We start from the raw sequence: 11,154 nt of genomic DNA, 5'->3' as shown, positions 1-11,154 counted from the left end.
TCCATGAACATGCAGAAAAAATGCCGCGCTGAGGAGCAGCGCGGCGTGCCGGGGGGCAATGAAGCAGGATCAGTCCATGTGCAGTCCGCCGTTGACCGCATAGTCGGCGCCGGTCACGTAGGCCGCGTCATCCGATGCCAGCCAGGTGCACAGCGCGGCGACTTCCTCCGGGCGGCCAAGGCGACGCACCGGCACCGAGGCGGCCAGCCGGTCGAGCACGTCCGGCGGGAAGCTGCTGATCGCCTGGCTGGCGATGTAGCCCGGCGAGAGCGTGTTGACGGTGACGCCGCGCGCGGCGACTTCGGCGGCCAGGGCGCGGGTGAACCCGTGCATCGCGGCCTTGGCGGTGGCGTAGTTCACCTGCCCGATCTGGCCCTTGTGCGCGCTGACCGAGCCGATGTTGATGATGCGGCCCCAGCCACGCTGGCTCATGCCTTCGACCACCTGCTTGGTGATGTTGAACAGGGCGTTGACGTTGGAGGCGATCACCGCGTTCCAGTCTTCCGGGCTCATCTGCCGGAACAGCACGTCGCGGCTGCCGCCGGCGTTGTTGACCAGCACGTCGATCTCGCCGACCTCGGCGCGCACCTTGGCGAACGCCGCGCTGGTCGAAGCCCAGTCGGTGGCGTTGCCCTCGGAGGCGATGAAGTCGAAGCCCTGCTCGCGTTGCTCGCGCAACCAGTTGGCCTTGCGTGGGGAATTGGGCGCGCAACCGGCGACCACGGTATGGCCGGCACGGGCCAGGCTCTGGCAGATGGCGGTGCCGACACTGCCCATGCCGCTGGTGACGTAGGCGATGCGAAGAGTCATGGTGAGCTCCGTTTCGAGGGCAGGGGGCCGATCAGGCGGCCAGCGGGTACAGGCCCAGCAGCAGGCTGCCGATCATCAGCACCAACGAGATCAGCACCGCCCACTTCAGGGTGAACTTCTGGTGGTCGGCGAAATCGACCTTGGCAAGGCCCACCAGCAGGTAGGTGGACGGCACCAACGGGCTGAGCAGGTGCACCGGCTGGCCGGCCAGCGAGGCACGGGCCATCTCCACCGGGGTGATGCCGTAGTGGCCCGCCGCTTCGGACAGGATCGGCAGCACGCCGAAGTAGAAGGCGTCGTTGGACATGAAGAAGGTGAACGGCATCGACGCCAGCCCGGTGATCACCGCCAGGTACGGACCCCAGGCGTCGGGGATCACCGCCAGGAAGCTGCGTGACATCGCCTCGACCATGCCGGTGTTGGAGAGGATGCCGGTGAAGATGCCCGCGGCGAAGATCAGCGACACCACCGACAGCACGTTGCCGGCGTGGTTGACCACGCGACGGCGCTGCTCGGCCAGGTTCGGGTAGTTGATCACCAGCGCGATGGCGAAGCCGACCATGAACAACACCGGCATCGGCAACAGCCCGATCACCAGCGCGGCCATCAGCGCCAGCGTCAGCGCGAAGTTGACCCACAGCAGGCGCGGGCGCTTGGTGTCCTCGGCATCCTCCACGGTCGGCAGGGCATCGCCGTCGTCCGAGACGCTGGTGTCCATCCAGTTGCCGCCCTCCGGCAGGCTGACCACGCCCAGGCGGCGACGCTCGCTGATGCCCAGGTACCAGGCCAGCGCGAGGATGCCGGCGCAGGCCAGCACCATCGACGGGATCATCGGTACGAACACGTCGGCCGGGTCCACGTGCAGGGCGGTGGCCGCACGTGCGGTCGGCCCGCCCCAGGGGGTGAGGTTCATCACGCCGCCGGCGAGGATGGTCACGCAGGTCATGTTCAGCGCGTTCATGCCCAGCCGCCGGTACAGCGGCAGCATCGCCGAGACGGTGATCATGTAGGTGGTCGAGCCGTCGCCGTCGAGCGAGATCAGCATCGCCAGCACCGCCGTGCCCATCACGATCTTCAAGGGATCGCCCTTGACCACGCGCAGGATGATCCGCACCAGCGGATCGAACAGGCCGGCATCGATCATCACCCCGAAGTACAGGATGGCGAACATCAGCATCACGCCGGTGGGCGCGATCTTCTTGATGCCCTCGAGCATCATTTCGTCCAGCCCGTGGCCGAAGCCGCCGATCAGGGCGAACACGATGGGGACGGTGATCAGGGCTACCAGCGGCGACAGGCGCTTGCTCATGATGAGGTACATGAACGTGAGCACCATGCCGAAGCCGAGGATGGTCAGCATCATCTGCAGACTCCTAAGGGTCAGGACGTGGGAAAGGGGATCAGAAGTCGAACTGCAGCCGGCCGGTGACCGCGCGGGTGCGGTCGACGGTGGCGCCGGCCAGGCGGTCGCGGTTGCGGCTTTCGATCAGGTTGAGCATGAAGCGCAGGTTGTCGCGCAGGTACCAGTTGCCGCCCAGCGTCCATGCCTCGGTGCTGCCGCGGCGCAGGTCGGGCTGGCCGTCCAGATGCTGCGCGCCGCGCATCTGGTCGTAGCGCAGGGCCAGCTCGAACGCGCCGGCGGTGTGGTGGATGTCCTTGATGCGCGCGAAACGGCCGGTCTTGCGGTCATACGCGCGGGTCTCGCCGGTGACGAACCAGCTGACCAGGCCGTAGCCGGCCATCACGTTGCCGCGTTGCGCACCGTCATCGAAGGTGGCGCCGCTGAATTCGCCCTGCCACGACCAGGAGCCGCGCACCTGCGCATACTCCAGCGACCATTTGTTGACGTCGGTGTCGCGGCCGTCGGCGAAGCTGACCAGGGTCAAGCGGCTTTCATCGGACAGGTGGCCGGCCGGGCGCGGACGGATGCGCAGCGCCGGCACGCCGTTGGCACCGGGATTGTCATAGGCCTCGCGCGCCAGCGACAGGCCCAGGTGCAACACATCGCCTGCCTGCGGCGCCGGGGCCCAGGTGACGCGGCCGCCGGCCGCGCGGCCCTTCACCTGCCAGGCGTCGATGCTCTCCAGGCTGTAGATGCTGGCCGCCCAGGTGAAATCGCCCGGGTTGGCCTGCCACGACGCGCCCAGGCGATACAGCGGCGCCAGCGTGGTGGCGGCATTGCCACGCTCCAGCAGCGGTCCGTAGTTGGAACTGGTGCGGTCGTCCAGCGAGTAGTACTGCTTGAACTGGCCCACGGTGAGCTTGCCGGCATTGCCGAAGCCGCGGCTGACGTAGACGTCCTTGGCCTCGACGCGGTCGCCGGAGAAATCGGCTTCCAGCTTGTAGTCGACCGCGAAGAAGCGGCCGGATACGTCGACCCATGCGCGACGGACCTCGGTGTCGTCCTTGTTCGGGGTGCCGCGCGGGTCGTTGTCGAAGCTGGCGAAGTCCAGGTGCAGGCGGCCGCCGAGCGTGGCGGTGACCGGGCCGTCGTCCTCGCCGTCGGCGGCCAGGGCCGGTGCCGTGCAGGCAGCCAGCGCCAGCACGGCGGCGCGTTGCCGCCACGTGTTGTTGTTTGCCACAAACCCTCCCAGGTTGCGCGCCAGGCGCGCGGCGTGGGCACCGGATGGTGCGTTGGATCAGAGTCTGGTGCGGCCAAGCTGTCATCCGCCTGTCAGCGCCTTGTGCGGCGCAGCGCGGTGGCATTCCTGCTGCGTGGACGGGGGGCGGCGCGTTAGCATGCCCGCACCTTCCTGCTGCTCCTGCCCATGCGCCTGTTGCTGGTCGAAGACAACCCGGACCTGGCCGATGCGATCATCCGTCGCATGCGCCGCAGCGGGCATGCGGTGGACTGGCAGTCCGACGGCCTGAGCGCGGCCAGCGTGCTGCGCTACCAGAGTTTCGACCTGGTGGTGCTGGACATCGGCCTGCCCAAGCTCGACGGCCTGCGCGTGCTGGCCGGCATGCGCGAGCGCGGCGACAGCACCCCGGTGCTGATGCTGACCGCGCGCGATGGCATCGAGGACCGCGTGCAGGCCCTGGACGTGGGCGCCGATGACTACCTCGGCAAGCCGTTTGATTTCCGCGAGTTCGAGGCGCGCTGCCGGGTGCTGCTGCGTCGTGCCCGCGGCAATGCCAGCGAGGTGGTGCAGGTGGGCAGCTTCCAGTTCGACAATGCGGCCCATCGCGTCAGCGTCGATGGCGAGCCGATCGAGCTGCCGAACCGCGAGTACCGCCTGCTGGAGATCCTGGTCGGGCGGCTCGGGCAGGTGGTGAGCAAGGACGAGATCGGCAATGGCCTGTTCGGTTTTGATGACGAGGCCGGGCCCAATGCGATCGAGCTGTACATCGGTCGCCTGCGCCGCAAGCTGGCCGGCGCGCCGTTGCGCATCACCACCGTGCGTGGCGTGGGCTACCTGCTGGAGCCCGGCGAGGGCGCGGTGGATGGCGATGACTGAGGAGCGCGCGCCGGGTTCGCTGCGGCGCACGCTGCTGCTGTACCTCGGCGGCCTGCTGGCGGTGTTCGCGGTGGTGTTGCTGTTCGCCGCGCGCGAGTACGGGCAGCGCGCCGCCAACCGCTCCTATGACCACCTGCTGGTGTCCTCGGCGCTGTCCATCGCCGATTCGGTGGCGCTGGTGGACGGGCAATGGCAGGTGGACCTGCCGTATGCAGCGCTGGACCTGCTGTCGATGGCCGAGGAGGACCGCGTGTTCTATCGCATCGCCGATAGCCGTGGTGCGCTGATCACCGGCTACCCGGACCTGCCGGCATCGCCGCAGCTCGCCGATGGCCGGCCGCAGCTGTTCGATGCCGCCTACAGCGGCGAGACGGTGCGCTTCGTGGTGGTCGCGCGCAGTTTTGCCGCCGCCTCGGCGCAGGGCGAAGTGGAGGTGCAGGTGGGGCAGACCCGCCGTGCCCGCGAGGCGCTGGCACAGGAGATGGTCAACCGCGCGCTGCTGGCGATCGGGGTGCTGTCGGCACTTGCCCTGGCGCTGGTCGCGTTCGGCGTGCACCGCGCGTTCCGCCCGCTGGTGCGGGTGGAGCGCGAGTTGTCGCGGCGCGAGCCGTCGGACCTGAAGCCGCTGGACGCGCGGGTGCCACGCGAGATGGACCAGATGGTCGGTGCGCTGAATCATTTCATGGAGCGCCTGTCCAGCAGCAACGAGACCCTGCGTGCGTTCATGGCCGACGCCGCGCACCAGATGCGCACGCCCTTGGCCGCCTTGCGCGCGCAGGCGCAGCTGGCGCTGGACGAGGACGACCCGCAGGAGATGCGGCGCAGCCTGCAGGCGATCGAGCGCAACGCCACCCACATGAGCCGCCTGCTCAACCAGCTGCTCAGCGATGCCAGCGTGATCCACCGTTCGCACTTGCGCAGCTTCGCCACGGTGGACCTGGCCGACGTCGTGCACCAGGCCCTGCACGAGGCCTTGCCGCAGGCGGGCCCGGCGCCGCGGGTGCAGCTGGCGATGACCAACGCGGTGGTGTCGGTCAACGGCGACGCCCTGCTGCTGCGCGAGGCCATCAAGAACCTGATCGACAACGCGGTGAAGTACGGCGGTGCCGGCGCGCTGCAGATCGCGTTGACCGTGGAGGCGGCCGATGCGGTGCTGACCATCGCCGACCACGGCCCGGGCATCGCGGCGGCCGACGCCGAGCGGGTGTTCGAGCGCTTTGGCCGCGGCGAGCACGCGCCGGCCGGCGGCGCCGGGCTGGGCCTGGCCATCGTCAAGCGGGTGATCGACAGCCATGGCGGCAGGATCGATCTGGCCAACCGGTCGGAAGGCGGCCTGGTCGCCACCCTGCACCTGCCCAGGAGCAATGCATGAAGTCCCTGTTGATCATGATGTTGTGCTGCCTGTTGGTGCTGCCGGCCCGGGCCGCGCCGGGGGATGTGCAACGCTTCCCGGCCAAGGGCGCGGCCACCGCACAGCTGCGCATCCACGGCACCACCGATATCGAGGTGTTCGCGCGGGTGATCGCCGACTACCAGCGCCTGCATCCGGGCACCGAGGTGATTTACGAGGACATCATCACCCAGGACCTGCATGCGCGTTTCCTGCGCACCGGCAAGGGCCCGAACGGGCCGGACCTGTTGATTTCCAGCGGCATGGACCTGCAGACGCAACTGGTCAATGACGGTCATGCGCTGCCGCACCAGTCGGTGTGGACCGACGCGGTGCCGGCCTGGGCACAGTGGCGGCACGAAGCCTATGGCATCAGCTACGAGCCGGTGACCATCGTCTACAACACCCGCGCGCTGCCGCCGGCACGGGTCCCGCATACCCGCCGGCAGTTGCTGGCGCTGCTGCGCGGTGAAGGCGCGCCGTTGCGCGGCAAGGTCGGTACCTATGACATCGAACGCAGCAGCGTGGGGTACCTGCTGGCCACCCAGGACGCGCATCGCGGCAGCATCGCCGGCGCCTTGCTGGGGGCGCTGGGGGACAACGCGGTGGTCCGCGAGGAGCGCACCGGCGTGCTGCTGGACAAGGTCAGCAGCGGCGAATTGTCGCTGGCCTACAACGTGCTGGGGTCGTATGCGCAGGCACGCATCGATGCCGGTGCGCCGCTGGGTATCGTCGAGCCGGAGGACTACACGCTGGTGGTGCTGCGCACGGCGATGATCCCGCGCAGCAGCCGCAACCCGGCCGAGGCACGCAGCTTCCTGGATTACCTGCTGTCCCCGCGCGGACAGCTGGTGCTCTCACGCGAGGCGCGGCTGATGCCGATCGTGGGTGCGGCAGGGCGCGATGGCACGCCCGGCCGCAACCGCCGGCCGATCCAGTTGGGGCCGGGCCTGCTGGTGTACCTGGACGCGCTCAAGCGGCGGCAGTTCCTGGATGCCTGGCGCAGCAGCGTGGAACCCGCAGGTCAGCCGCAGGCTGTCGACGTGCAGCGGTAGCGTGCAGCCAGCGACGGCCAGGAGGGGAAAACAAGAACGCCGGGCATTGCCCGGCGTTTTCATTGCAGCGGCGTTGGATCAGCCCGCCCAGGTATCGCGCAGGGTCACGCTGCGGTTGAACACCGGCTTGCCGGCCGTGTGGTCGCGGCGGTCGGCGACGAAGTAGCCGGTACGCTCGAACTGGAAGGCCTGCTCGGGCGCGGCAATGGCGGCGGCCGGCTCGACATAGCCGGTGACGACCTTGCGCGATTCCGGGTTGAGGTAATCGCGGTAGGTCTTGCCTTCGGATTCATCGTCCGGGTCGGCGACCGAGAACAAGCGGTCGTACAGGCGCACTTCCGCTTCCACCGCGTGCCGGGCGCTGACCCAGTGGATGGTGCCCTTGACCTTGCGGTTGGCGCCTTCCATGCCCGGACGCGATTCCGGGTCCAGCCAGCCGCGCAGCTCGACGATCTGACCGGCGTCGTTCTTCACCACCTCATCGACGCGGGCGATGCCGGCGCCGCGCAGGCGCACTTCGCCGCCCGGTACCAGCCGCTTCCAGCCCTTCGGCGGGACTTCGGCGAAATCCTCGCGTTCGATCCACAGCTCGCGTGCGAACGGTACTTCGCGGGTGCCGAAGCTTTCGTCCTTCGGATGGTTGCTGAAGGTCAGGGTTTCTTCATGGCCTTCGGGCAGGTTGGTGAGCACCAGCTTGACCGGATCGATCACCGCCATGCGGCGTGCGGCGGCACTGTCCAGGTCCTCGCGCAGTGCGCCTTCCAGCACGCTGAAGTCGATCATCGAGTTCTGCTTGGAGATGCCCACGCGTTCGGCGAACAGGCGCATCGCCGCCGGGGTGTAGCCGCGGCGGCGCAGGCCCTGCAGGGTCGGCATGCGCGGGTCGTCCCAGCCGTCGACCAGCTGCTCGGTGACCAGCGCCATCAGCTTGCGCTTGCTCATCACCGTGTAGTTGATGTTCAGGCGCGAGAACTCGATCTGGCGCGGCTTGGCGGCTTCACGCGGCAGGCCCTTGTCGACCAGCGGCTGGGTCAGCGCGTTGTCGTGGGCGAAGTCGACGTTGTCCACGCACCAGTCGTACAGCGGGCGGTGGTCCTCGAACTCCAGCGTGCACAGCGAATGGGTGATGCCTTCCAGCGAATCGCCCAGCGCATGCGCGAAGTCGTACATCGGGTAGATCGGCCAGGCATCGCCGGTGTTCTGGTGCTCGACGTGCTTGATGCGGTAGATCGCCGGGTCGCGCAGGTTGATGTTGCCGCTGGCCATGTCGATCTTGGCGCGCAGGGTGCGGGCGCCATCGGGGAACTCGCCGGCACGCATGCGCGCGAACAGGTCCAGGTTCTCCTCGACGCTGCGCTCGCGGTACGGCGACGGGCGGCCCGGTTCGGTGAGGCTGCCACGGTAGGCGCGCACTTCCTCGGCCGACAGGTCGCAGACATAGGCCTTGCCGTCGCGGATCAGCTTCTGCGCGGCCAGGTAGTAGGCATCGAAGTAGTCCGAGGCATGGCGCAGCTCGTTCCACTCGAAGCCCAGCCAGCGCACGTCGTCCTGGATGGCGTTGACGTACTCGGGGTCTTCCTTGGCCGGGTTGGTGTCGTCGAAGCGCAGGTTGCACACGCCGCTGAACTCGCCGGCGATGCCGAAGTTCAGGCAGATCGACTTGGCATGGCCGATGTGCAGGTAGCCGTTGGGCTCGGGCGGGAAGCGGGTCTTGATGGCCGTGTGCTTGCCGCTGGCCAGGTCCTCGCGGACGATCTGGCGGATGAAGTCGCGCTTCTCGGCGGGAGCGTTCTCCGGCGTGGCACCGGCGGCAGGCGTGTTCTCGGACATGGGGGACGCAACGTATTGAAATAAGCCGCAAGTTTAGCCGAGCCCGGCCTCGGCTGCCGGGACGGGGCTATGCTGGGGGTTCCCGCCCCGTGGACCGTAACGATGGACCGCCCCGTTCTGGTGATAGGCAACAAGAACTACTCGTCCTGGTCGCTGCGCCCGTGGCTGCTGCTGCGCCATTTCGGCGTGGCCTTCGACGAGGTGCGGCTGGCGCTGGACAGCCCGGATTTCACCCGCCAGGCCCTGCGTCACTCGCCGACCGGCAAGGTGCCGGCCCTGCGTGACGGCGGCCTGCACGTGTGGGACTCGCTGGCCATCTGCGAGTACGCCAACGAGCGTTGGCTGGACGGGCGTGGTTGGCCGTCCGACCCGGCCCAGCGGGCCGTGGCGCGGGCGGCGGCGGCCGAGATGCATTCAGGTTTCACCGCCCTGCGCACCCAGTTGCCAATGAACAGCCGGCGGCAGCCGGACGGCTACCGCTGGGATGCCGCGGCCCAGGCCGACATCGGCCGGATCTGCGCGCTGTGGGCCGAACTGCGCGGGACCTACGGTACCGGCGGTGACTTCCTGTTCGGGCAGTTCGGCATCGTTGATGCGATGTTTGCACCGGTGGCGGTACGTTTCGATGGCTACGGGGTGCCCGTGGATGGCGGTGCGGAACCGTACCATCGCGCGTTGCTGGCCTTGCCGGCGCTGCGCGAATGGCGTCAGGCCGGCGCGGCGGAAACCGAGCGACTGGCCGCCACCGATGCACTGCGCGTGCCGCTGTGAAGGGAGAACACTGATGCAGCAGATCTACCAGACCAACAACCTGTTCGACGCCCATCTGGTCAAGCACGCGCTGGAGGACGCCGGCATCCCGGCGTTCGTGTTCGGCGAGTCGCTGCTGGGCGCCGGCGGCGAACTGCCGCTGTTCGGCCTGCTGCGCGTCTGCGTGCCGGATTCGGCCCAGCCGCAGGCCGAGGACATCGTGGCCGCACTGGCCTTGGACGAGGGCCCGGGCGACCCCATTTCCGATGCAGATGAGGCGCCGGGACTGCTCCCGGCCTGAGGAACTGACCATGTTGGGAATCGGCCAAGGTTTGCTGGGTATCGGTGCGTTCAAGCAGCGCCTGCCGCGCCCGGAAGAGGCGTTGCCGGGGCGCGAGGCCCCGCTGCCGCTGCACAACGTGCATTTCGTCAACGGCCAGCCGTTGCAGGGCGATCTGGCCGGGTTGCAGGTACTGGACGTGGGCCTGGGCTGCTTCTGGGGTGCCGAGCGCAAGTTCTGGCAGCTGCCGGGCGTGGTGACCACCGCGGTGGGCTACCAGGGCGGGCTCACCCCCAACCCGACCTACGAGGAGGTCTGCTCCGGGCTCACGGGCCACACCGAGGTCGTGCGTGTCGTGTTCGACCCCGCACAGGTGCCCCTGGAGACCGTGCTGCGCACGTTCTGGGAGAACCACGACCCTACCCAGGGCATGCGCCAGGGCAACGACACCGGCACCCAGTACCGCTCGGCGATCTACTGCCATACGCAGGCGCAGTACGACGCGGCCATCGCCAGCCGCGCGGCCTACCAGCAGCAGCTGGAAGCGGCCGGCTACGGGCCGATCACCACCGAGATCGCCTATCCGGCACCGGCGTTCTTCTACGCCGAGGACTACCACCAGCAATACCTGGCCAAGAACCCGAACGGCTATTGCGGCATCGGTGGCACCGGCGTGAGCTGCCCGATCGGGCTGGACGTCTGAGCGATGGGGGCCACGCCGCGGCGTCTGCTGGTGGTGTGGCACAGCTTCACCGGTGCGACCGAGGCCATGGTCGGTGCGTTGCTGGAAGGTGCACGCGCGGCGACGGATGATGCCGTGGAAGTGAGTGCGTTGCGTGCGGCCGATGCCGGCGCGGCGGATGTGCTGGCGGCCGATGCAGTGGTGTTCGCCACGCCCGAGACGCTGGCCTCGATGAGCGGGGCGATGAAGGACTTCTTCGACCGCAGCTATTACCCGTTGCTGGGGCGCTGCGAAGGCAAACCGTATGCGCTGCTGGTGTGTGCCGGTTCGGACGGGCAGCCAACGATCGCGCAGTTGCGGCGGATAGCGTTGGGGCTGCGCCTGAAGGAGGTGGCCGAGCCGGTGCTGGTGTGTACGCAGGCACAGACGGCGGAGGCGATTCTGGCGGCCAAGCAGGTGCCGGCCTCTGCGCTGGCGCGCGGCCGCGAGCTCGGTGCGTTGCTGGCGGCGGGCCTGGAGCTGGGCGTGTTCTAGCTTCTTTGCTCAAGCCCCTCTCCCGCACGGCGGGAGAGGGGTTGGGGTGAGGGCGCTTTGGAAGCGCGCAAGCGTTAAGGCGACGCAGAAACGCCCTCATCCGCCCCTTCGGGGCACCTTCTCCCCTGCAGGGGAGAAGGGAGGTTTGCTGGTACTACGTGTGGGTCTGCTTACTTCGCCAGTTCGTCGGCTATGCGCTGGCGCAGTGTCTGCAGGTCCTTGGCGAACGCGTCGATGCCGGTGGCCAGCTTCTCGGTGGCCATCGGGTCGGCGGCCAGGTCGGCGTCGAACCTGGCTTCATCGATGGCAGCCACGTCGACGGCTTCGGCCGCACGGGCCACCAGCTTGCGCGGCAGTTCGCCGGT

General features: G+C 68.6%; 11 protein-coding genes and 1 pseudogene. 7 read left to right on the top strand and 5 right to left on the bottom strand.

Features of this window, described 5'->3' with window-relative positions:
• Positions 1-69: 69 nt before the first annotated feature.
• Genes phbB through AC06FE_RS17140 form a run of 3 tightly spaced genes read right to left on the bottom strand, consistent with a single transcriptional unit; the run spans position 70 to position 3,356 of the window.
• Positions 70-810 carry an acetoacetyl-CoA reductase gene (phbB, locus tag AC06FE_RS17150; protein ID WP_192286640.1) on the bottom strand — a complete coding sequence of 247 codons (741 nt, stop codon included), beginning with the start codon at positions 808-810 and terminating at the stop codon, positions 70-72.
• 31 nt (positions 811-841) lie between these two features.
• Complete coding sequence (locus AC06FE_RS17145; protein ID WP_478073786.1) at positions 842-2,179, bottom strand: CitMHS family transporter; 1,338 nt, start codon at positions 2,177-2,179, stop codon at positions 842-844.
• 31 nt (positions 2,180-2,210) lie between these two features.
• Positions 2,211-3,356 (bottom strand): OprO/OprP family phosphate-selective porin, encoded by a 1,146-nt coding sequence (locus AC06FE_RS17140; RefSeq protein ID WP_478073785.1) that lies wholly within the window; start codon positions 3,354-3,356, stop codon positions 2,211-2,213.
• A 222-nt stretch (positions 3,357-3,578) separates the two neighbouring features.
• Between AC06FE_RS17140 and AC06FE_RS17135 the strand changes: the two genes are divergently transcribed.
• Genes AC06FE_RS17135 through AC06FE_RS17125 form a run of 3 tightly spaced genes read left to right on the top strand, consistent with a single transcriptional unit; the run spans position 3,579 to position 6,713 of the window.
• Complete coding sequence (locus tag AC06FE_RS17135; protein ID WP_478073728.1) at positions 3,579-4,268, top strand: response regulator; 690 nt, start codon at positions 3,579-3,581, stop codon at positions 4,266-4,268.
• Positions 4,255-5,640, top strand: a complete 1,386-nt coding sequence (locus AC06FE_RS17130; RefSeq protein WP_478073727.1) for a sensor histidine kinase N-terminal domain-containing protein — start codon at positions 4,255-4,257, stop codon at positions 5,638-5,640. The genes AC06FE_RS17135 and AC06FE_RS17130 overlap by 14 nt, the downstream gene beginning before the upstream one ends.
• Positions 5,637-6,713 carry an ABC transporter substrate-binding protein gene (locus tag AC06FE_RS17125; RefSeq protein WP_132864931.1) on the top strand — a complete coding sequence of 359 codons (1,077 nt, stop codon included), beginning with the start codon at positions 5,637-5,639 and terminating at the stop codon, positions 6,711-6,713. Before AC06FE_RS17130 ends, AC06FE_RS17125 begins: the two co-directional genes overlap by 4 nt.
• A 78-nt stretch (positions 6,714-6,791) precedes the next feature.
• On the opposite strand, the gene AC06FE_RS17120 is transcribed toward AC06FE_RS17125, so the two are convergent.
• Entirely contained in the window at positions 6,792-8,543 is a 1,752-nt protein-coding gene (locus tag AC06FE_RS17120; protein ID WP_132864930.1) for a glutamine--tRNA ligase/YqeY domain fusion protein, read from the bottom strand.
• 102 nt (positions 8,544-8,645) lie between these two features.
• On the opposite strand from AC06FE_RS17120, the gene AC06FE_RS17115 reads away from it, so the two are divergent.
• From AC06FE_RS17115 to AC06FE_RS17100, 4 genes are read left to right on the top strand one after another with little or no spacing between them, the layout of a single operon-like run.
• Complete coding sequence (locus tag AC06FE_RS17115) at positions 8,646-9,314, top strand: glutathione S-transferase family protein (RefSeq protein ID WP_478073726.1); 669 nt, start codon at positions 8,646-8,648, stop codon at positions 9,312-9,314.
• A 13-nt stretch (positions 9,315-9,327) separates the two neighbouring features.
• Positions 9,328-9,594, top strand: a complete 267-nt coding sequence (locus AC06FE_RS17110) for a putative signal transducing protein (protein WP_192286636.1) — start codon at positions 9,328-9,330, stop codon at positions 9,592-9,594.
• 31 nt (positions 9,595-9,625) lie between these two features.
• Positions 9,626-10,276, top strand: coding sequence for a peptide-methionine (S)-S-oxide reductase MsrA (gene msrA, locus AC06FE_RS17105; protein WP_446541958.1), 651 nt, complete (start codon positions 9,626-9,628; stop codon positions 10,274-10,276).
• A gap of 3 nt (positions 10,277-10,279) precedes the next feature.
• Complete coding sequence (locus AC06FE_RS17100; protein WP_478073725.1) at positions 10,280-10,789, top strand: flavodoxin family protein; 510 nt, start codon at positions 10,280-10,282, stop codon at positions 10,787-10,789.
• Positions 10,790-10,959: 170 nt separating this feature from the next.
• Here AC06FE_RS17100 and AC06FE_RS17095 read toward each other — a convergent pair.
• Positions 10,960-11,154 (bottom strand): annotated as a pseudogene (locus AC06FE_RS17095) (transaldolase); the annotation flags it as partial.

This window comes from Stenotrophomonas sp. Steno-C18 (genome assembly GCF_056393195.1).
The sequence above is the reverse complement of the archived record's forward strand: the minus strand, read 5'-3'. Positions and strand labels throughout refer to the sequence as shown.

What these genes read in the sequence shown, in the direction of transcription:
- AC06FE_RS17100 (WP_478073725.1), top strand. Translation starts at nt 10,280, where the DNA reads ATGGGGGCCACGCCGCGGCGTCTGCTGGTGGTGTGGCACAGCTTCACC.
- AC06FE_RS17135 (WP_478073728.1), top strand. Translation starts at nt 3,579, where the DNA reads ATGCGCCTGTTGCTGGTCGAAGACAACCCGGACCTGGCCGATGCGATC.
- AC06FE_RS17120 (WP_132864930.1), bottom strand. Translation starts at nt 8,543, where the DNA reads ATGTCCGAGAACACGCCTGCCGCCGGTGCCACGCCGGAGAACGCTCCC.
- AC06FE_RS17115 (WP_478073726.1), top strand. Translation starts at nt 8,646, where the DNA reads ATGGACCGCCCCGTTCTGGTGATAGGCAACAAGAACTACTCGTCCTGG.
- AC06FE_RS17130 (WP_478073727.1), top strand. Translation starts at nt 4,255, where the DNA reads ATGGCGATGACTGAGGAGCGCGCGCCGGGTTCGCTGCGGCGCACGCTG.
- phbB (WP_192286640.1), bottom strand. Translation starts at nt 810, where the DNA reads ATGACTCTTCGCATCGCCTACGTCACCAGCGGCATGGGCAGTGTCGGC.
- AC06FE_RS17110 (WP_192286636.1), top strand. Translation starts at nt 9,328, where the DNA reads ATGCAGCAGATCTACCAGACCAACAACCTGTTCGACGCCCATCTGGTC.
- AC06FE_RS17125 (WP_132864931.1), top strand. Translation starts at nt 5,637, where the DNA reads ATGAAGTCCCTGTTGATCATGATGTTGTGCTGCCTGTTGGTGCTGCCG.